Origin of the sequence: Actinoalloteichus caeruleus DSM 43889, assembly GCF_000429185.2 — a bacterium.
In the GTDB taxonomy this organism is placed as follows: Bacteria; Actinomycetota; Actinomycetes; order Mycobacteriales; family Pseudonocardiaceae; genus Actinoalloteichus_B; species Actinoalloteichus_B caeruleus.
The window spans coordinates 2,050,999-2,071,142 of record NZ_AUBJ02000001.1 but is presented as its reverse complement, the minus strand read 5'-3'; the positions used below and the strand labels follow the sequence as shown (position 1 = coordinate 2,071,142).

The 20,144-nt window shown below is 72.5% G+C and carries 17 protein-coding genes; 9 read left to right on the top strand and 8 right to left on the bottom strand.

The window, feature by feature from the left end:
- Nucleotides 1–113 precede the first annotated feature (113 nt).
- Both G443_RS07210 and G443_RS07205 read right to left on the bottom strand, forming a co-directional pair.
- Complete coding sequence (locus G443_RS07210; RefSeq protein ID WP_026420548.1) at nt 114–1,424, bottom strand: M14 family zinc carboxypeptidase; 1,311 nt, start codon at nt 1,422–1,424, stop codon at nt 114–116.
- Nucleotides 1,425–2,531: 1,107 nt separating this feature from the next.
- Nucleotides 2,532–2,921, bottom strand: coding sequence for a helix-turn-helix domain-containing protein (locus G443_RS07205; RefSeq protein ID WP_016700344.1), 390 nt, complete (start codon nt 2,919–2,921; stop codon nt 2,532–2,534).
- Between the two features lie 372 nt (nt 2,922–3,293).
- On the opposite strand from G443_RS07205, the gene G443_RS07200 reads away from it, so the two are divergent.
- The 3 genes from G443_RS07200 to G443_RS07190 are packed head-to-tail and all read left to right on the top strand — an operon-like array spanning nt 3,294 to nt 6,021.
- Nucleotides 3,294–3,632 carry a WhiB family transcriptional regulator gene (locus G443_RS07200; protein WP_026420547.1) on the top strand — a complete coding sequence of 113 codons (339 nt, stop codon included), beginning with the start codon at nt 3,294–3,296 and terminating at the stop codon, nt 3,630–3,632.
- The gene (locus G443_RS07195) at nt 3,629–3,955 is read left to right on the top strand and encodes a hypothetical protein (protein ID WP_026420546.1); all 327 of its coding nucleotides are present in this window, start codon (nt 3,629–3,631) and stop codon (nt 3,953–3,955) included. Before G443_RS07200 ends, G443_RS07195 begins: the two co-directional genes overlap by 4 nt.
- Entirely contained in the window at nt 3,952–6,021 is a 2,070-nt protein-coding gene (locus G443_RS07190) for an FtsK/SpoIIIE domain-containing protein (RefSeq protein WP_245588962.1), read from the top strand. The genes G443_RS07195 and G443_RS07190 overlap by 4 nt, the downstream gene beginning before the upstream one ends.
- A gap of 167 nt (nt 6,022–6,188) precedes the next feature.
- Here the strand turns inward: G443_RS07190 and pdxR are convergent, their stop codons facing one another.
- Entirely contained in the window at nt 6,189–7,682 is a 1,494-nt protein-coding gene (gene pdxR, locus G443_RS07185) for a MocR-like pyridoxine biosynthesis transcription factor PdxR (protein WP_026420544.1), read from the bottom strand.
- Nucleotides 7,683–7,747: 65 nt separating this feature from the next.
- On the opposite strand from pdxR, the gene G443_RS07180 reads away from it, so the two are divergent.
- On the top strand, nt 7,748–8,665 hold the full coding sequence (locus G443_RS07180; protein WP_081715711.1) for a DMT family transporter: 918 nt from the start codon (nt 7,748–7,750) through the stop codon (nt 8,663–8,665).
- Nucleotides 8,666–8,919: 254 nt separating this feature from the next.
- On the top strand, nt 8,920–10,782 hold the full coding sequence (locus G443_RS07175; RefSeq protein WP_026420542.1) for a bifunctional metallophosphatase/5'-nucleotidase: 1,863 nt from the start codon (nt 8,920–8,922) through the stop codon (nt 10,780–10,782).
- Nucleotides 10,783–11,041: 259 nt separating this feature from the next.
- Here the strand turns inward: G443_RS07175 and G443_RS07170 are convergent, their stop codons facing one another.
- On the bottom strand, nt 11,042–11,449 hold the full coding sequence (locus G443_RS07170) for an SgcJ/EcaC family oxidoreductase (RefSeq protein ID WP_026420541.1): 408 nt from the start codon (nt 11,447–11,449) through the stop codon (nt 11,042–11,044).
- A 529-nt stretch (nt 11,450–11,978) separates the two neighbouring features.
- Between G443_RS07170 and G443_RS07165 the strand changes: the two genes are divergently transcribed.
- Nucleotides 11,979–13,154, top strand: a complete 1,176-nt coding sequence (locus G443_RS07165; RefSeq protein WP_245588961.1) for an aldo/keto reductase — start codon at nt 11,979–11,981, stop codon at nt 13,152–13,154.
- 121 nt (nt 13,155–13,275) lie between these two features.
- Here the strand turns inward: G443_RS07165 and G443_RS07160 are convergent, their stop codons facing one another.
- From G443_RS07160 to G443_RS07145, 4 genes are all read right to left on the bottom strand, one after another.
- On the bottom strand, nt 13,276–14,250 hold the full coding sequence (locus G443_RS07160; protein ID WP_026420539.1) for a hydroxyacid dehydrogenase: 975 nt from the start codon (nt 14,248–14,250) through the stop codon (nt 13,276–13,278).
- A complete protein-coding gene (locus tag G443_RS07155; RefSeq protein WP_051314350.1) occupies nt 14,247–14,900 on the bottom strand; it encodes an RraA family protein in 654 nt (217 codons plus the stop codon). The genes G443_RS07160 and G443_RS07155 overlap by 4 nt, the downstream gene beginning before the upstream one ends.
- A gap of 63 nt (nt 14,901–14,963) precedes the next feature.
- On the bottom strand, nt 14,964–15,800 hold the full coding sequence (locus tag G443_RS07150; protein ID WP_016700244.1) for an IclR family transcriptional regulator: 837 nt from the start codon (nt 15,798–15,800) through the stop codon (nt 14,964–14,966).
- Nucleotides 15,801–16,147: 347 nt separating this feature from the next.
- Nucleotides 16,148–16,546 (bottom strand): universal stress protein, encoded by a 399-nt coding sequence (locus G443_RS07145; RefSeq protein WP_026066259.1) that lies wholly within the window; start codon nt 16,544–16,546, stop codon nt 16,148–16,150.
- A gap of 296 nt (nt 16,547–16,842) precedes the next feature.
- Here G443_RS07145 and G443_RS07140 point away from each other — a divergent pair, with 296 nt between their 5' ends.
- Genes G443_RS07140 through G443_RS07130 form a run of 3 tightly spaced genes read left to right on the top strand, consistent with a single transcriptional unit; the run spans nt 16,843 to nt 19,972 of the window.
- Nucleotides 16,843–17,829, top strand: a complete 987-nt coding sequence (locus G443_RS07140; RefSeq protein WP_026420538.1) for a Bug family tripartite tricarboxylate transporter substrate binding protein — start codon at nt 16,843–16,845, stop codon at nt 17,827–17,829.
- Nucleotides 17,826–18,467, top strand: a complete 642-nt coding sequence (locus tag G443_RS07135; protein WP_016700241.1) for a tripartite tricarboxylate transporter TctB family protein — start codon at nt 17,826–17,828, stop codon at nt 18,465–18,467. Before G443_RS07140 ends, G443_RS07135 begins: the two co-directional genes overlap by 4 nt.
- Entirely contained in the window at nt 18,467–19,972 is a 1,506-nt protein-coding gene (locus G443_RS07130; protein ID WP_016700240.1) for a tripartite tricarboxylate transporter permease, read from the top strand. The genes G443_RS07135 and G443_RS07130 overlap by 1 nt, the downstream gene beginning before the upstream one ends.
- The last annotated feature ends 172 nt before the right edge of the window (nt 19,973–20,144 follow it).

Here is a 20,144-nt window from a genome sequence, read left to right as displayed (position 1 = left end):
ACACCGACCCGAGGGGCCGGCGGCGCCGCCCGTACGCCACGACGACCGGGAGCCCCCGACCCAGCGGTCAGGGGCTCCCCTCGCGAGCGGTCAACCCACCCGTCGCGTCCCGATCACCGCTCCAACACGTCGAGCAGCGGGTCCGCCAGCGTGCGCGACTGGTCCGTGGTCACCACCGGACCCCGGGGCGGGATCGCGTCGTAGTCGGCCGGGTCCAGATCCCGCACCTGGCCGCTGGCCACGCCCCGCAGGATGCCCTCCACCCCGACGTACACCGCCTGCGTGAGCATCACGCGGTGCCGCTCACCGAGGTCCTGGCTCTGCCCCCGCACCTCGAACAACACCGATCCGCTGCCGTTGAGGGCGAACGAACCCAGACCCGTACCAGGCAGGTCCACGTCCTGGGGGTAGAGGGAGACGTGGGCGAACTCCGGCCGGTGCGCCGAGGCGTCCCGCAACGCGTCGTAGGCGGCCACGTTCAGCTGCTTGGCGTAGTCGAGGTCGTACCGGTCGGCGTACTCGGCGTACCGGGCGCCCTCCTCGGTGTTCGGGTCAGCGACGAACTTGCCCGACAGGCTCAACGTCACGTAGTCGTCGGTGCCCGGCATGACGTAGCAGGGGCCCTGGTGGTGGATGTCCACGTAGGTGTCGACCGTGCCGAACTCCTCCGTGAGGTCCACGTAGAGGTCCCGCACCGCCTGCGTCTCCGGGCTCAGGAACCAGCCGGGCCGCGCCGAGTTCCCGGGGAGGTCGGCGGCGTCGGGCACGTAGGACAGGTCCGGGTTGTAGTCCCGGTTGATGTCGAACCCGGGACGCGGCCCGTAGTCGTGGCCCTGCCGGACGTTGGTGATGTAGTTCCACGCCGGCTCGGCCCCGGCCAGCTGCGGGTGCAGGTCCACGACCTCGTCCCAGGTCATGTCGTTGCCCCGCCGGTTCAGCTCCGCCGCGTCCGGGTTCATCTTCGGCACGGCGACCACCGTGAGCTCCGAGCGGACCTCCTGGGCGAAGCGGGAGTTGGACCGGCCCAGGTGGTCCAACAGCCACAGGATCGCGTCGGTGCCCGTCTTCTCGTTCCCGTGGATCTCGCTGGTCAGCAGCACCACCGTGTCACCGTCACCGACCCGCGCGGCCTGGATGAGACGACCACGGTTGGAGGTGCCGATCTGGTCGACCTGGACGCGTCCCCGGCTCTCCGCCTCGATCCGGTCGAGTTCGACCAGCAGCTCCTCGTAGTCGGTGAACGCGTCGACCGGGTTGTCCTGGGGACGCGTGCTGCACCGCTCGGCCGGCTCCTGCCGAGGCGCGTCCCGGGCGGTGTCCGCCGTGGACGGCGGTGGCGCCGCCGTCGCGGTGGGCAGTACCCCGAAGGTGCCCAGCATGAGGGTTCCCGTGATGGCGGCCAAGGTTCGGCGCACGGTCGGCATCCGTCCTCCTCGCTCTCGGTGCGGCCGCTGGTGGTGCTCCCGCCCCGCGCGGAGCGGGAGCACGTCGGCCGTCGGCGTAGGGCAAGTAAAGGTCGCGTTGGGTACCCGCACAAGAGCGGAGGGCGACCGCCGACGGTCCCGGGCCCGAATCGGCCTTGTGAGCGTCAGTCGGGGAAGGGTGGCGTCGCCCGGCCACCCGGGTTCGCGGGGGCGTGTCGAAGCACTGCCCCGCCGCCGGGTGACTGCCGGAGTGGGGTGTTCTCCCACGGAGGATCTCCGATTCGCGGCTCGAAGCTGTCACCGCGGCACCTTCGGGCTGCCAGACCGGGCCGTGGGGTGTGCCGAAACGAATGCGGAGGATGTCACGGGTCCCGCTCCCCTCGCATCCTCGCGGGCCGGGTTTCGTCGAGGCCAAGGATCAGGGTAGGACGTCCCCTCCGAGTACTCGGGAGCGGCGAGAGTCACGACCAGCGAACGCCCAAGATCATCCAGTCGCATCGGATCCGGGCGATGTCTCCATGCGCCAACTCTCCACGTGAGCAGCGAGGACGACGGCAGGAACAGTGTCAGAGCAGGGCTCCGTATGCCCGCCCTGAGGGAAGTCGCGCTCAGCGCAGCAGGCTGGTGGTCATGCGTGGTGCCAAGCATTCGCCGGGGCGGGAGTCATTTGTGATTCCGCTACTCACTCACGTGCTCACATCCGTCCTCACGTTGTTCAGTGCTGGTGACGCGAACTCGCGTCGTGAGACCCACTTCCGGAGCACGTAGGAGGCCTGGACGTGGGTCGGCTGGTGGTCGGTCCTCGTCCGCGCACAGGCGGAGCTTCCTCCTCGGGGGACCGGCCGCCGGCATCCACTTACTGGTGCGGAGGTGGCGGATGTCGGGCTACGAAGCCGTGTGGGCTGTGCTTCGTGGAGCGGTTCTCGCCGAACTGCTGATCGCGGGGTGCATGAATTCTCCGCCGAGTTCTCGGGAGTCATCGGGAACAGGTCATGTGCGGTGTTTCCGCAGTGTTTCCGCAGTTCCGGTTCATGGGATGCCCGCGCTGGTGGGCCTTGAATTCTGGGTATGCGCGACGCCACGCACCACACCGGACTGGTCCTCGCCTCACTGCCGGGCACGCACGTGGTGAGCGACGTCGGCCAGGTCCGCGCTGATGGCGTCCAGCCGTTCGGTGATGTCGACGAGTCGTTCCTCCACGGCGGCCAGCCGGGCCGCGAGCCGGTCCTCCTCAGCGGGCATCGGTACCGCCTCGCCTGGCTCGGGGGGAGTGCTGCCCTCCAACACGGCCTGGAGGTGCTGCGGGTGCAGTCCCAGGGTGGTGGAGAGGGCTTCGAGCGTGCGCGCGCTCCGCCGGCGCTCCACGGTGTGGTGCTGGATCTCCCGCACGATCGCCTGCGAGACCTGCGACCGTTCCGCGAGTTCCCGCTGTCGCCACCCGAGTTGGTTCACCCGCTCGTTGATGACTCTGGCGACCGCTGCCCAGTCGTCCGACACGCATACCTCCGCGCTCCGCCTCGGCGCAGACAGTAGCCGCTGAGCGCATTAGTCGCGGGACCTGATCGCGGTTCATGGCCCCGCGTCGCTCACCCCGTCCATTGGTGCGCTGATTTCAGCAACATGCTGCTGAAATCGACAATTCTGTTGTGAAGGGACCACCGCCATGCCCCCATCCCGCCCTGACTTCGCACGTCCCGAATTCCATTCCCCGCGCCAGGCCGCCCGGATTCTCGGAGTCCCGGAAAGAACCGTCCGCCGGGCGGTGCGACCTGGCGTGATCCGCGTCCTGCTGCGCCGCACCCACCCGGCCGTCACCACCGCCGAGCTCCGCGGCCCGCTGTCCACTCGCCGGACGGGTGGTGATGCCCGATGAGCACCGAGCCCACACCGGACCTCGCGGCGACCTCCCGCCGGCTGACCCGGTTGCGCCGGGTCCCCACCAACCTGCTCGCCGAGCTCGTCCGCCGCGACGGCGCCTGTGCCCAGGGCAGCCCCGCGGAGCCACCGCACGGTCTCACCGAACGGGACCACGCGGCCCACCTGTGCGCGGGCTGCCCCGTCGCTGACCCGTGCCTGGAACTCGAACTCCGCTCCGCCAGCCCCGACGTGGTCGGGGTGTGGGGCGGGCTCACCGAGGACGACATCCGCCACCTGCACCGGGCGTGGTCGACGCAGGACCCCGACGACAGCCAGGGAGAACGACGATGACCCCCAACGGCGCCCCTTCCTCCGTCGTCCTCGGCGGCGCGCTCGTCCTCCTCGTCCTCGTCCTGGTGTGGCGGGCGGGAGCTCGCCGGGGACGGCGCACCGCCGCGAACCGGACCGAGACCCGGGTCGTGTCGGTCACGAGCCGAGTGCTGACCAACGCCACCCTCATCACCACCGCGCAGTGGCTCCTGCTCACCCACGTCGCCAACCCCTGGGGCCAGCTCGCCACGCTGCTACTCCCCGCCCTGATCACCGCCCACACCCTGACCAGGGCTCTCCTGGTGATCCCGAGTGGAGAAAGGCGGGGACGGAACGGATCATGAGCCAGCGGATGACGCCCGAGGGACTCGGAGCACGACTGACCAAGTGGCGGTCGCGATCAGCGGTGGTCCCACTCCCGCTGAGGCCAACCACGCGGGCACGGCGACTCCTGCGCGACGGGACCGCCGAGATCCTCCGGTCCCCGGCCCGTTTCCTCGGCGCGGTACTGCGCGGCCTGGTCACCGCCTACCGGTCGTGGCGCCGGTGGGTGCGGGTGCGGGACTACGCCGACGCGGCACGGGACGCCGGGAAGTTTGCCGACAAGTTCACCGAGATCCGCGCCCTGAGTTTCTTCCGGTGGAAGGTGACCCTCGGCGTCATCGCCGGGGCTGGGTTGGCGCTCGCCGTCCTCCACGCGGTCCACGGGCCGTCCGGGCCGTGGTGCGTGGGCGCCGTCGGGGCCGTCGCACTGGCGGCGTTGGGTCGGCGTGGCGGGGGACTGCCCGGTAGGAGGACGGTTCTGGCCGGCCCCCGGATCCTGCGGTGGAGCTTGGACCCGCAGGTGCTGGTGGACGCGTTCCGCGACGCCAAACTGCTCGGCAATGACGAGACCCTTCGCCTGGTCGAACGAGCGACCCGAGCCGGTGAGGGCTGGACCATCACCGTGGACCTACCCGCGACCCGCAAAGCCGCCGACGTGGTGAAGAACCGGGAGGCACTGGCCTCGGCGCTCGCGGTCGACGAGGTCCAGCTGATCGTGAACCGCGTCCGAGGGCGCGGAGGGCATGCCGGGCGCGTGGCGCTGTGGGTGGCCGACCGGGACCCCTACTCCACACCACCGACCCGCACGCCCCTGGTCGACGCGGAACAGTGGGACGTGTGGCGACCGGTGCCCTTCGGCCGGGACCCCCAGGGCAGCCGCGTGGATCTACCGTTGGTGTGGACGTCCCTGCTGATCGGAGCGATCCCGCGCCAGGGCAAGACCTTCGCCGCCCGGCTCGCCGTCGCCGGCGCGGTCCTCGATCCGCACGCCCGCCTCTACGTCGCCGACTTCAAGGCGGGGAAGGACTGGGACGCGGCCGGCCAGGTCGCGCACCGGTTCCTCGCCGGTGACGACACCGACGACGTCTTCGCGTTGCTCGGCTGGCTCATCGAACTGATCAGCGAGGTCCAGGGCCGCTACCGGCGGATGCGGACACTCGACGACACGACCTGCCCGGAATCCAAGCTCACCCCGGCGATCTCCCGCGATGACGCACTGAACATGCCGGTCACGGTGCTGGTGGTCGACGAGGTACAGGTGCCTCTGGAGAACCGGACGTCGATCACGGTGGAGGGCAGGAAGCTGACCACCGGGGAATACGTGGGAGAACTGCTCACCTGGCTGGCCAAGAAAGGACCCGCAGCTGGGATCGTGCTCATCCTGGCCACGCAGCGGCCCGACTCCAGGACCATCCCCTCGGGACTGCGCGCCGTCCTCGGCTCCCGGTTCGCACTGCGAGTCATGGACTGGCGGGACTCCAACATGGTTCTGGGCGAGCAGATGAACACCCGGGGCTACGACAGCAGTCGACTGCTCGCAGCGCACAAGGGCGTGGGCATCCTCCGACCGGACGGTGAGATCAGCCAGGGCGGCGAGGTGCTGGCCCTGACGGTGCGGACCTACTACCTGCCCAACGAGGACTGGCGAACGATCTGCGCGCGGGGAAGGCAACTTCGCGGTCACGCGGGCCGACTCACGGGGTACGCGGCCGGCCACGACCCCGATCCCCCGCTGTCCGCCGCGTGCGCCGAGGCGGCGGTCCCGGAAGCCAGGAAACCCGCCCGGGTGGGCGAGTGGACTCCGGAAGGACTGCCCGAGCCGCTCGCCTCAGTGGTAGCCCACCTGGGCGACGAGCTCGGTGAGGGAGGGCGGGAGTTCGTCCCGACCGCCGAACTCGTGGCAGCCCTGGGTGATGTCGACCCGAAGCGGTTCGCGCGAACCCTGGCCGAACTCGGCTGCCGCCCGGTCCGCGACCGGGTTGCGGACCCGAAGGGCGGCGTACGGCAGGTGCGGGGTTATCTGGCGGCGGAGCTCCGCACCGCCGTGCGGCAGTCCCGAACGGACGGGTCCGCGCGCCGGAGGTAGGGAGCAGGGCAGGACACCCTGATGGCCGAGCAGCCCCCGCGACACCACCGTGACCGGTGCGAGTGACCCGAGGCCGTCGCACCCAGCTGGAACTTGACAGCGCGAACTCGGGCGGGACCGCCGCTCCCGTTGTTCCGGGCGCGGGCGGCCTGCGGTGTCCTCGCTGCTCAGGGCGGGGGAGGGCGGCGCACGGCGATCCTCGGGCCCGCCGGGCGCCGCCGGCTCCGGTCGATCACCCGGGCCAGCACCCCGACCGCGGCGTCCAAACGTTCCGGGTGGTGACCCGCGTAGTTGACCACCAGCCCCGGCCGCCCCGGCGCGACCCGGTGCCGGCTCAACGGCCGCACCAGGACGCCGTGCGCCCGGGCGCGGCCGGCGATCTCCGCGTCGTCCTGGCCGGTCGGGAGCAGGACCAGCACGTGCAGCCCCGCCGCGACCCCGAGCACCGGGCAGTCCGGCAACCACCGGCGCAGCGCCGCGACCACCGCGTCACGGCGCGCCCGGTGCCGGGCCCGCATCGCCCGCAGGTGCCGTTCGAGGACCCCCTCGGCGAGCAGCCGCGCCAGGGTCAGCTGGGGGAGGACCGGCGAACCCAGGTCGCTGGCCCAGCGGAGCCTGACCAGCGGTTCGCGCAGGTGGTCGGGGGGCACGAGCCACCCCAGCCGCAGACCCGGCGCCAGGGTCTTGGACACGCTCGCCGTGTAGGCGACGGTCTGGGGGGACAGCGGCTGGACCGCGCGGACCGGGGCCCGGTCGTAGCGGTACTCGGCGTCGTAGTCGTCCTCGATCACCAGCCCGTCCCGCGAGGCCGCCCACGCCAGCAGGGAACGCCGGCGTGCCGGGGAGAGCACCACCCCCGTCGGGTACTGGTGGGCGGGGGTCACCAGCACCGCGCCCGCCCCCGACCGGGCCAGGGCGGCGGTGTCCAGCCCGTGCTCGTCGACCGCGACGGGTGGCAGCCTGGGCAGCCACTGCCCCAACACCGTCCGGTTGCCCTCCGCGCCCGGGTCCTCCAGCGCGACCGCGTCCACACCGCGATCCCGCAGGACCTGGGCCAGCAGGCTGAGCGCCCCGGACACACCCGAGGTGACCACGATGCGGTCCGGGGCGGCGACCACGCCCCGCGACCGGCCCAGCCACGCGGCCAGCTGTTCCCGCAGTTCCGGCACCCCCTGCGGGGGGCCGTAGCCGAGCTGCCGGGCCGAGGCGGTGGCGAGCACCGACCGTTCGGCGCGCAGCCAGGCGGCGCGGGGGAACGAGGCGAGGTCGGGGAGTCCGGCGGCCAGGTCGATGACGGAGGGCCCGCCGGGGCCGCCGCCCGTTTCGACGGGGGACCCGGTGGGCGTGGTGATGGCACGGGACGAACCGGCACGGCCAGCGGCGGCCGGCGGTGGACCACCGGGCCGGGCGGCCACCGTGCTGCCCGCCCCGGCGCGGGCCTCGATCAGACCCTCGTCGGCCAGCCGGCGGTATGCCTCGGACACGGTGCCCCGGGAGAATCCCAGCTCGACGGCGAGCACCCTGGTCGCCGGTAACCGGGCCCCCAACGGCAGCGTGCCGTCGGCGATCGCGGCCCGCAGCCTGGCGGCGAGCCAGGTGGTGCGTTCGCCCCGGCGGACCCGGCTTCCGTCGAGCTGGAGGAAGTCCGAGCCACCCGTCATTGGACCAATCTACCGAGCCGTTCGTGGCACTGTGGAACGGTCCGACTGACGCCCAGGCTGGGCGCATGACGAATGAGGACGTTCCGCGGGGCCCGTCGTGGCGTGGTGTGCTGCCGGGGTTGGGCGGCATGGTGTTGCTGGGCAGCACCGTCGCTGTCATCGGCGCGACGCACCACCTGCCGTCGTTCGCGGTGCAGTCCGCCCGGTACGCCGTCGCGGCCCTCGGGATCGTGGCGGTCGCCCGTTGCCTGCGGGTCCGGCTCGTACCGCCCCGGGGCCGCGAACTGGTGTGGGTGGTGGCGGGAGCCCTGTCCGGGCTGGTCCTGTTCAACCTGGCGGTGGTGCTGGGCACCCGGCACACCGAACCGGGTGTGTTCGGTGCCGCCGTCGCCTGCGTGCCGATCGTGCTCGCCGTGGCCGGTCCGATGGCCAGGGGTGGGCGACCCCCGGCGCGGTTGGTGGCCGGCGCGGTCGTGGTCAGCGTGGGCGCCGTCGCGGTCGCCGGGTGGAGTCGCGCCGACATCCCCGGGGTCCTGCTCGCCGCGTCCCTCCCCGTGTGCGAGGCCGCGTTCACGCTGTTCGGGGCCCGTGTCGTGGGACGCCTGGGCGCTTGGAGCTACTCGGCGGCGACCTGCGGTGTCGCCGCCGCCTCCTTCCTGGTGCTCTCGGTCGTCGTCGAACGCCCGGACCCGGCCGGGTTCGCCGACCCCGCCGTGCTCCTCGCGGTGGGGTACCTCGGCCTGCTCGGCACGGCCGTGGCGTTCGTGCTCTGGTTCACCTGCGTCCGACGGGTCGGGGCCGGCGTCGCCGGGCTCACGGCGGGGATCGCCGCGCCGAGCACCGCGCTGTGCGGGTTCGCGTTCGGGGCGCCGCTGCCCTCGGCGGGGGCGTGGCTGGGCATGGGCCTCATCGCGGCGGGCCTCGCGGTGGGCCTGGCGCCCGCTCGACGTGCCGCCGCGCGACATCCGGTCGACGCCCCGTGAGGCGCGGGGACCTGGGCGGGGTGCGGTGGTCTCCGTGCCGCGTGACCCGCACGGACCCCCGGGGCCGGGCCGTCCCGTGTCGGGCCGGGCACGCCCGGTGCCCGTCACCGGGTGGACCACGAGACTTCGCCGACGATGCGGTGTGACCACGACACCTCTTACGTAGGGTGCTGGTCGACGCCGCCCGCCCCCGACGAGACGGACGAGCCGGGCCGGTGGGGCGGCGGACGACCGATGCTTCTACGGAGGACCTGGTGCACAGCAGACCAACGACCGGCTCCGGCCGGCTGCCGGGGCGGGGACGAACCGCCACCAGACTCGGTGTCGCCCTCGCCGGCGCGGCCGTCGCGCTGCCCGCCCTGGCCGGGCCGGCCGGCGCCGACGTGCGCGGGCGGGGCGTTCCCGAGTTCACGCTCACCGTGATGGGCACCTCCGACCTGCACGGCAACGTGCTCAACTGGGACTACTTCGCCGACGCCGAGTACGCGGACTCCTCGGGCGACCACGTGGGCCTGGCGAAGGTGTCCACGCTGGTCAACCAGGTCCGGGAGGACCGGGGCGCGCACCGCACGATGTTGGTCGACGCGGGGGACACCATCCAGGGCACCCCGCTGGCCTACTACCACGCCGTCGTCGACCCGATCACCGAGTCGGGGGAGACGCATCCGATGGCGGCGGCGATGAACGCCCTGGACTACGACGCCAGCGCCCTCGGCAACCACGAGTTCAACTACGGCCTGGACGTGTTGGACGTCTTCGAGGAGCAGGCCGACTTCCCGCTGCTCGGCGCGAACGTGCTGGACGCGGGGACGGGAGAACCGGCCTACCGGCCTTACACGATCGAGACGGTCCGCCCCGACCGGGGACGGGCGATCCGCGTGGGCTTCCTCGGGCTGACCACCCCGGGCTCGGCGATCTGGGACCGGGCCCACGTCGAGGGGCACCTCGAGTTCGACGGGATCGTGGAACGGGCCCGCACCTACGTGCCCGAGATGCGGGCGGCCGGCGCGGACATCGTCATCGCGTTGTCCCACTCGGGGATCGACCCCTCGTCCTCCTACGGTGACGCCCTGCCGTTCCCCGAGAACGCCAGCGGCATGCTGGCCGAGCAGGTGCCCGGGATCGACGCGATCCTGGCCGGGCACTCCCACCAGGAGGTGCCCGAACGGTTCGTCACCAACGAGGAGACCGGCCAGGAGGTGCTGATCACTCAGCCCAAGCAGTGGGGGCAGCGCCTGTCCGTGATGGACATCGACCTGCGGATGGAGCGGGGCCGGTGGACGGTGACCGGCCTGGGTTCCCACGTACTCGACTCGGCGACGGTGCCGGAGGACCCGGCGATCGTCGACCTCGTCGCCGAGCAGCACGAGGCGGCCCGCGCCTACGTGAACAGCACGGTGGGTCACAACGCCCGCGCCATGTCCGCGGCGACCTCCCGGTACGAGGACAGCGCGGCCGTCGACCTGATCAACCAGGTGCAGGCCGAGACGGTGGCGGGGGCGTTGGCCGGCACCGAGCACGCCGACCTGCCGGTGCTGGCCGCCGCCGCCCCGTTCAACCGGGACGCGGTGATCCCCGAGGGCGAGGTCACCGTCCGCGACGTCGCCTCCCTGTACGGGTTCGACAACACCCTGCTGGGGATCGTGCTCACCGGTTCGCAGCTGCGTGACTTCCTGGAGAAGTCGGCCGAGTACTACCAGTCGGTGGACGGCCCCGGCCCGCACGCCGCCGACGACGTGACCAACGCCCCCACCGCCACCGCGCCCTACGGCACCCCCGACTACCTGTACGACATCGTCGGTGGACTGGACGCCGCCCTCACCTACGACCTCGACCTGGGGCAGCCGGTGGGGCAGCGGGTGGTCGACCTCGCCTATGACGGGGTCGCGGTGGCCGACGACCAGGAGTTCGTGCTGGCGCTGAACAACTACCGCCAGTCCGGCGGCGGGAACTTCCCGCACGTCACCGAGGCCCCCGTGGTCTATGACGAGCTGGCGGAGATCCGCCAGCTGCTGATCGACTGGGTGGCCGAGCGGGAGGTCGTCGACTCCGACGAGTTCCACTCGGTGGACTGGCGGCTGGTCTTCGGTGGGCAAGAGCTGCTGATCGAGGACTGAGTTCCACTCCCACCCGAGGTCCGTCGCCGGTCCTCGGTGGTCGGAGGGCGTCGGGTCCGTCGCGGGACGGAGCCGGCGCCCTCCGCCGTGTTCCGGGGGTGCGCGCCTCCCCACGCGGCCCGGAGGACCCGACACTCGGCCGACGGGCCGCGACCAGCCCCATTCCCGCCCGTCCCCGCCGCTCCTGCCCCGGTGATCACGAGCCCGACCTCGACCCGGCGCCCGGTGGGCGGTCCGCGCGGCGGCGTGGACTCCGCTGTCAGGTCACGGGGGTGTTCTGCCCGATCCTGATCCGCCATCCACGGTCGTCGAGCTGGGCGACGAGCATGAGGACCGACTCCATGGGGTGCTTGCCCGCCCGCTCGTCGGTGGTGCCGGAGTGCCGCGTCCGCTGGCGGGCGTGGATGACCGCCACGCCAGTGTCGAGGCGGGTGATGCGCTCGACCGTGTAGCTCACGTTGGTGTGTTCGAGGACGCCACCCGGGGCGAGGACGGCGGCCTGGGCGCGGTAGAGCTCCTCCTTGCCGTCGACGAGGGTGCCGCCGAAGGTCACGAAGACGGGGTCGTCGGCGAACAGGTCGTTCATGAACCTGGCGTCGTTCGTGTTGCAGGCGTGCTCGTAGTCCCTGACCAGGGCGGTCAGGATGCGGTCGCTGCCGGTGGCCACGTTGTTCTCCTCCCGTTGTGGACGGAGCGACCCTGCGTCGTGAACCTTGGTTGAGGTCAAGGCTCGCCGCCCGGCGCGCTGTCCGAGCGAGGCTCGTGCCGACCGCGCCCGGCCTCGCCAGCGGCGCGCCCGGCGGAACCGTCGCGGGCGGTGCTCGGGGGCGGGCGAACTCGCGCCGTCCGTCCTCGACGGGCAGTCGGCCGGGGCCTCGGCTCGTCGCCGCCCCCAACGGCCCCGCTGGTCCGGGCTGGTCGTGCCGGGGTGGACGTCCCGGCGTGCCGGCGTGCCGGTGTGCCGCGCGGTCAGCGGCTTGGCGGAGTGCCCGAGCGGTCGGGTGAGCAGCACGGGGCCGTCGAGGTGCGACCGAGCAGGATCGGACCGCGGCCCCCAGGAGCTCTCCTCGCCGGTCGGTGTCGTCCCGACCTCGTGGGGCGCGGCGGAGGTGAGCCAGCCCGAGGACCGGCCCGCCGCGACCCCGCCGTCGGCACACCCCGGTGGACGTCCGTCCCCGGCTCGCCGATTTTTCCTGTTGCCCTCCACTCCCACCTCCCCCAGGGTGGAGATCAACTCGGGGCCCGGGGCGCACGCCCACCGGGGACCGGGCAACCACCCCCAGACGACGGACGCGAGCAGTGAGAGGGGCTGCGGCATGGAGTACCGGCAACTTGGTCGGTCCGGCCTTCGGGTGTCGACGCTGACGATGGGCACCATGACCTTCGGAGGACGCGGCGGGTTCAGCTCGCTCGGCGACACCGACGTGGCGGGGGCCCGGCGGCAGGTCGACCTCTGCCTCGACGCCGGCATCAACCTCTTCGACACCGCCGACATCTACTCCGACGGGTTGTCCGAGGAGATCGTCGGCGAGGTGGTGGAGGGCCGCCGGGACCGGCTGCTGCTGTCCACCAAGGTCCGCCTGGTCACCGGCGACGGCCCCAACGACGGCGGCCTGTCCCGCTACCACATCCTGCGGCAGGTCGAGGCCAGCCTGCGGCGGCTGCGCACCGACCACATCGACATCTACCACGTGCACGAGTGGGACGGGGAGACCCCGCTGGAGGAGACGTTGGAGGCCCTCGACACCCTCGTCCGGTCCGGGAAGGTCCGCTACCTGGCTGCCTCGAACTACTCGGGCTGGCAGCTGATGAAGGCGCTGGCCACCGCCGACCAGCACGGCTACCAGCGGTTCGTCGCACAGCAGATCTACTACTCGCTGGAGTCCCGCGACGCCGAGTACGAGCTGGTGCCGCTGTCGCTGGACCAGGGCCTGGGCATCCTCGTGTGGAGCCCCCTCGCCGGCGGCCTGCTCTCCGGCAAGTACCGGCGGAACCAGCCGGCGCCGGAGGGCTCCCGGCACCTCACCGAGTGGAGCGAACCGCCGGTGCGGGACGTCGACAAGCTCTACGACACGGTCGAGACCCTGGTGGAGATCGCCGACGGGCACGGCGTGTCCGCCGCCCAAATCGCGTTGGCCTGGCTGCTGGGCCGGCCCGGGGTCACCTCGGTGATCGTCGGTGCCCGCCGCGACGAGCAGCTGGTGGACAACCTCGCGGCCGCCGACCTCACCATCACCGCCGAGGAACGGGCGACGTTGGACGAGGTCAGCGCTCCCTGGCTGATCTACCCGCACTGGCACCAGGGCCAGTCCGCCTCGGACCGGCTCGGGCCCGCGACGGCCAGCCTGCACGCGCCCCGCACCGGGACCTGACCGGGAGGAACGCCGTCGGAGGGCGGGCGCCGGGTCGTGTCGCGCGCGACCCGGCGCCCGCCGGCCCACCCCGGCCGGTCCCGCCACCGCCACCCCGGGCGGGAGCGGCGGCGGTCGGGGACTACGCGGAGAACACCTCGGGGTTGACGGCGTGGGCGGGTTGACGGCCCTCGAACACGTCCACCACGGCCCGCGCGGCGTCCATCGCCACCTGCCGCATCGACTCCCTGGTCTGGCCGCCGACGTGCGGGGTGAGCACGACGTTGTCCAGTTCGGTCAACGGGTGCCCGGCCGGCAGCGGTTCGGTGTCCACGACGTCGAGGCCCGCGCCGGCCAGCCGCCCCGACCGCAGCGCGTCGACGAGGGCGGCCTCGTCGACGATGCCGCCCCTGGCGGTGTTGACCAGCACCGCGTCCGCCCGCAGCAGGCCCAGCTCCCGGGCACCGAGCAGCCCGGCGGTCCGGTCGGTCCTGGGCAGGTGCAGGCTCACCGCCGAGGAGGTGGACAGCAGCTCGTCCAAGCCCACCGGTGACCCGCCCCGGGCCCGGACCTCCTCGTCGCGGAGGAAGGGGTCGTGGGCGACGATCTCCATCCGGAACCCGGCCCGGGCGATGCGGGCCACCTCGGCGCCGATGCGGCCGAACCCGACCAGACCCAACCGCTTGCCGGTGAGCTGGGTCCCGATGAGGGAGCGCCGCAGGTCGTGGTCCCCCCGGCGGACGCCCCGGTCGGCCAGGGCCACCAGCCGGCTCGCCGCGAGCAGCAGCGCCACCGCGTGCTCGGCGACGGCCAGGGTGTTCGCGGCCGGCGTGACGCACACCGGGATGCCCCGGGCGGTGGCGGCCGCGACGTCCACGGTGTCCACCCCCACGCCGTGCCGCGAGATCACCCGCAGGCGGGGTGCCCGGTCGATGCTGGGCGCGCGGAGCTCGGCGGTGCGGAGCAGGACGGCTTCGACGGTGTCGGCGACCTGCTCGAAGGGCACGGCGTCCGCCCCGTAGCCGGGGACGACCCGGCCGTGCCCGGCGAGGAGTTCCAGCGCGTCGGGGTGCACCGGCCGGGGGACGTAGACCACCGGGGTCGACGGGCCGGTCACCTCGGGTCCCCGGCGGGCACCTGGCGGTTGGCGGCGCGTTTGACGGCCTCCCGTTCCTGGAGGGCCCTCGCGCCGTCGAGTACCCCGGCGGCCTCGCTGAGCGGGACGACGACGACCCCGTCGGAGTCACCGACGATGATGTCGCCCGGCGTGACCGCGACCCCGCCGACGGCGATGGTGGTGTCCAGGACGCCGGGGCCGTCCTTGTAGGGGCCGGCTGGGGTGAGGGCCCTGGCGAAGACGGGCAGGCCCAGGGCCGCGAGGTCGGCGGCGTCGCGGGCGGCCCCGTCGAGGACGAAACCGGCGATGCCCCGGGCCTTGGCCTTCACCCCGATCAGTTCGCCGATCAGCGCGCGGGACTCGTCGGCGAAACCGTTGACGACGAGGACGTCACCGGGTTCGGCGCGTTCGATGGCCTGGTGCACGAAGAGGTTGTCGCCGGCCCGCGTCCACACCGTCCTGGCCCGGCCCGCCAGCCTCGCGCCCGGCCAGATGGCCTGGATCCGCGAGTCGAGGACGTTGAAGCGCCCCATCGCGTCGCCGAGGTTGGCCGCCGGTACCTCGGCGAGCGCGGCGAGGAGGTCGGCGTCCACCTCCGGGATGGTGGGGGTGGGTGCCTCGGCGGGGGCGGTGACGGGCAGCAGGCTCATGGAGTGCCTTTCGACGAGCGGGTGGTTCGGCGGGGGGCGCCGTCAGGGACGGGCGGGGGCGGGTCAGCCGTCCTCCGGGGGTGGGAAGGTCGCGGCGAGTCGGAGCCCGGAGATCCAGTGGGCGGCGGCGGTCACCGCCGTGACGAGTCGGGAGACCCGTTCCGGGGTGAACCGGGTGGTGGGGCCGCCGAGCGCGAGGGCGGCGATGAGGTGGCCCTCGCCGCCGAGGATGGGCGCGGCGATGCCGGAGACGCCGTTCTCCCGTTCGCCGTGGGTGACGGCGTAGCCGTTGGCCCGGGTCTGTTCGACCTGTTCCCGCAGTTGCGCGATGTAGCCGGGTCCGTAGGGCGAGTTGACGGCGGCGGCCTCGACGACCTCGTCCGGCGCCCCGGTGAGCAGCACCTTGCTGGAGGCTCCCGCCCACAGCGGGAGGCGGTCGCCGATGCGGACCACCTGCCGCAGGGTCTGCGGGCCCTCCTGCTGGGCCACGCACATCCGGTGCGGTCCCTGCCGGACGTAGAAGCTGGTGGTCTCGCCGCACTCGTCGGCGAGCCGGCGCATGGCCTGCATGACCGGTTCGGGGAGTTCCCAGGCGGCCCGGGCCAGTCGTGCCCAGCGGAGGAGGCCGGCGCCGACGGTGATCTGGCCGTCCGGGCGCAGCCACAGCATCCCGGTCTGCTCCAGGGTGTCGACCATGCGGACCAGCGTGGTCTTGGGCAGGCCGGTGGCCCGGGCGAGGTCGCTCACCGTCCAGCTCAGCGTGTCCTCGTCGAACCTGGCCAGCACCTCGACCGCGCGGGCGACGCTGCGGATGCGGCCGCCGCCGCCCTCCTCGTCCGAGGTGCTTCGGGTCGTGCCGGAGGACTCGGTGACGCCGGGTGGGGCGCCGGTCTCGGTCATGGCGGCTCTCCTCGTGGGCCGGGCGGGGAAGGACGCCACCCAGGTTCTCATGCGACCTCAGAGCGGAACAAGTAGTCCGCTGTGCGGTTCAACCGGATGGCTGGATCGAGCCAGTGGTCCACTCAGCCGCTCGCTGGAGGTCCTCGACCCGCCGGCCGGCGTGCCGGGCCGGTCGCCGCTGGTGGCGAGGTCGCGGACGGCCGGGGCGCGGGTGGCCGCCCCGCGTCCGCCCATGGAATGCCAGACACCGGCGCGCCGCCGCGCGCCGCGGCCCGGTGGCCCTCCCCGACGAGCCCGGCCCGGGTGGTCCCGTCACGTGACGGGACCACCCGGGAGGCGACGGGGGTTCAGTCCCGCTCGTCGCTCTTGACCGCCAGCACGGGCATGGGCGCGTCCAGCAGCACCCGCTGCGCGGTGCTGCCCAGCAGGAACTTGCCCACCAGGCTGCGCTTGCGGATGCCGATCACCACGAGCGCGGCGTCCCGCTCGACGGCGAGGTCGATGAGGGCGCCGGCGACGTCCCTGTCCCTGCCCTCGGTGCGCACCTCGTACTCCAGCCCGGTCTCGTCCAACCGCGCGCGCAGCGCGACGACCTCGGCGTCGGTCGCGCCGTGGTCCTCCCCGCTCTCCTCGTGCTCGGTGTGCAGCACCACCAGTGACTGCCCGCGCAGGGTCGCCTCCTCGACGGCGCGGCTGATGGCCGCGCGGCCCTCGGGGTTGTCCCGGTATCCCACGACAATCGGCATTCAGTCCACCTCTTCAACTAGGAGCTGATCCGCAGAGCGGTTCGGTTTGACCGTTTCCCTCTGCTTCGCCCGTGATGCGCGAAAGCATCCCATGTCCACAGCCGCAGGTCAGCGGCCCAGGTAGGACGCGTTGCTCCTGCGAAGATGCCGGGACTGTAGCCCAACTCATAGGGCAGCCCTTATGGTGGCACGACCGAATCGCCAGGCGGACCTACTCGGGCCTGTGTCGTCCCCCGTTTCGCCGGGGTCGGCGACGGCCGGTGCGACTCGGTTCAGGCATCAGGAAGGAGTTCGACATGCGGCCCAAGCGACCGCTTGTCACCGGCATCTACGGTGTTGTCGTTGCCGCGCTCGTCGTGCTGGCCGGGATAGACGCCGGGAACAGCGCGGCCGGTGCCAGCGCCAGAAACAAGCTGACCCTGATGGCCCCCGCCGCCCCCGGCGGCGGCTGGGACCTCGCCGCCCGCGAGTCCCAGCAGGCCCTGCGGTCCTCGGGAGTCGTCAACAACGCCCAGGTCGTCAACGTCCCCGGAGCCGGCGGCACCATCGGCCTGAGCCAGACCGTGGGCCGCGCCGGCGACGAGACCACGCTGATGGTCACCGGCACCGTCATGCTCGGCGCCGTCGAGGTCAACGGCTCCGAGCACGGCCTGGACGACGTCACCCCCATCGCCCGGCTCGCCGACGACTACGTCGTGGTCGTCGTCCCCGCCGACTCGCCCTACCAGACCCTGGACGACTTCCTGGCGGACTGGCGGAGCAACCCGCACGGCACCGCGATCGGCGGCGGTTCCCTCGGCGGCACCGACCACCTGCTCGCCGGCCTGCTCGCCCAGGAGGGCGGCGTCGACCCGGGCTCGCTCAACTACATCTCCTACGCCGGTGGCGGCGAGGTGATGACCGCGCTGCTGTCCCACACCGTCGCCGTGGGGGTCAGCGGCTACAACGACTTCTCCGACCAGATCGAGGCCGGTCGCCTGCGCGCGCTCGGGGTATCGGCCGCCGAGCCGGTCGAAGGCATCGAGATCCCCACCTTCATCGAGCAGGGCGTGGACGTCGAGCTGCCCAACTGGCGCGGCGTGATGGCCCCGCCCGGACTGACCGACGAGGCCAGGGCCGAAATGGAGGCCATCATCACCGAGATGGTCGAGACCGAGGAGTGGGCCGACGCCCTGGACCGCAACCGCTGGGCGGACACCTTCATGGTCGGCGAGGAGTTCGAGGAGTTCCTCGACCAGGACATCGCACGTATTCGACAGGTCATTGAGGAGCTGGGACTGTGAGCAGCACCGTGGAGTCCTCCTCGGGTGCCGGGACGGAACACAGATCGTTCTGGACCGGGCGGAGTGGGCTCGTCGTCGCCGCCTTCCTGCTGGGGCTGGCGATCTTCCTCACCTACGGCACCCTCACCATGGAGGTGCCGCCCAACGTCAGCTCACCGGGACCGCAGTTCTTCCCGACCATCGTCACGGTGCTGACCTACCTGCTCGCGGTCCTGCTGGCCGTGCAGGTCATCCGCCACCCCTCCGTCCCCCAGGAGGAAACCGCCGCCGAGGAGACCGACGGCGCCGCCGAGGAGGAGGGCGCCGGGGAAGGGGCCGAGGCATCCGGCGAGGAGACCCCGGCCTCCGCTGGTGGCGCCGGTGAGCGACCGGCCGTCGAGCGGTACCGCACCCACACCGACTGGCGGACGGTCGGCATCGTGGTCGCCTCCTTCGTGGCCTTCACCGTCCTGCTGGTGCCGGTGGGCTGGCTGATCTCGGGAGCACTGCTGTTCTGGGGCGTCACATACGCCCTGCACGGCAAGCGCCCGCTGTTCGACGCCAGCGTGGCGCTGGTGGTCTCCTCCGTGATCCAGCTGGCCTTCTCCGCCGGCCTCGGGCTCAACCTGCCCGCCGGAATCCTGGGTGGGGTGTTCTGATGGAAGCCTTGAATAACCTCTTCGAGGGTTTCGCCGGCGCGGTCAGCCCGATCAACCTGCTGTGGGTCGTGGTGGGCGCGGTGCTCGGCACCGCCGTCGGTGTCCTGCCCGGTCTCGGCTCGGCGATGGCGGTGGCCCTGCTGCTGCCCGTCACCTTCAGCCTCGACCCCATCGGCGCGTTCATCATGTTCGCCGGTGTCTACTACGGCGGTCTGTTCGGTGACTCCACCACCGGCATCCTGCTCAACACCCCGGGCAACAGCTCGGCGATCGCCACCACCTTCGAGGGCCACCGGATGGCCAAGGCCGGGCGGGCACCGCAGGCCCTGGCCACCTCGGCGATCGGCGCGTTCACCGGCGGCATGATCGCCACCACCCTGGTGGTGTTCTTCGCCCCCCACCTGGCCGAGCTGGCCAGCCTGTTCGGTCCGGCCGAGTACTTCGCGCTGGCGGTGTTCGCCTTCGTCGCCACCGCGACGGTGGTGGCCGAATCGGTGATCAAGGGCCTGGCGGCCCTGGTCATCGGTCTGGCCCTGGCGATGGTCGGCATCGACGGCCCCTCGGGCGCGTCCCGGTTCACCCTCGGCATGCCCCAGCTGTTCGACGGCGTGGCCATCGTGGTCATCACCGTCGGCCTGCTGGCGCTCGGCGAGGTGCTCTTCGTGGCCTCCCGCATCCACCGGGACAAGGGGCGCACCACCACCCCGTTCACCGGGCGGCCCTGGCTGAGCAGGTCCGACGTCCGCAAGGCGTGGCCGGCGTGGCTGCGCGGCGCCGGCTTCGGCGTCCCGTTCGGGGTCATCCCCGTCGGCGGGTCGGAGATCCCGACCTTCATGGCCTACGGCACCGAACGCCGGTTGGACCGCCGCCGGAAGAACCCGATGTTCGGCAAGGGCGCCATCCAGGGCGTCGCCGCACCGGAGGCGGCCGGCAACGCGACCGCGGGCAGCGCGATGGGCGCCCTGCTCGCCCTGGGCCTGCCGACCTCGGCCACGGCGGCGATCATGCTGGCCGCGTTCCAGCAGTACGGCATGCAGCCCGGCCCGCTGCTGTTCGAGCGCAACGCCGAACTGGTCTGGACACTGCTGGCCAGCCTCTTCATCGGCATGGTGGTGCTGCTGATCCTCAACCTGCCCTTCGCGCCGTTGTGGGCGAAGCTGCTGATGATCCCCAAGCACTACCTCTACGCCGGGATCTCGGTGTTCTGCGGCCTCGGGGTCTACGCCACCAGCTCCTCGACAGCCGACCTGGTGTTGTTGCTGCTCATCGGCCTGCTCGGGTTCATGATGCGCCGGTACGGGCTACCGCTGGCGCCGGTGCTCATCGCGGTGATCCTCGGGCCGCTGGCCGAGACCGAGCTGCGCCGGGCACTGGCCGTCAGCGAGGGGGACGTGGGCATCCTCTTCGACAGCGGCATCGCGGTGACGCTGTACGTGATCCTGGCGCTGGCCGTGCTGTTCATGGTGGTCAACAAGATCCGCCGGAGGGTGCGGCAGGACATCTGACCTGGTGCCGGCCTCCGGTCGGCCACGTGGTGCCGTCGTCGCGGTGTCCCCGGGAACCCCGGGGGCACCGCGACGTTCGCGTTCCGGGGTCGGGCCGCCCCCGGGACGTCCCTTCGGCAGGTGCCCGGTGCGACGTCCCGCGCCGGCGTCCCGACCTCCTCGTGCCGGCCCC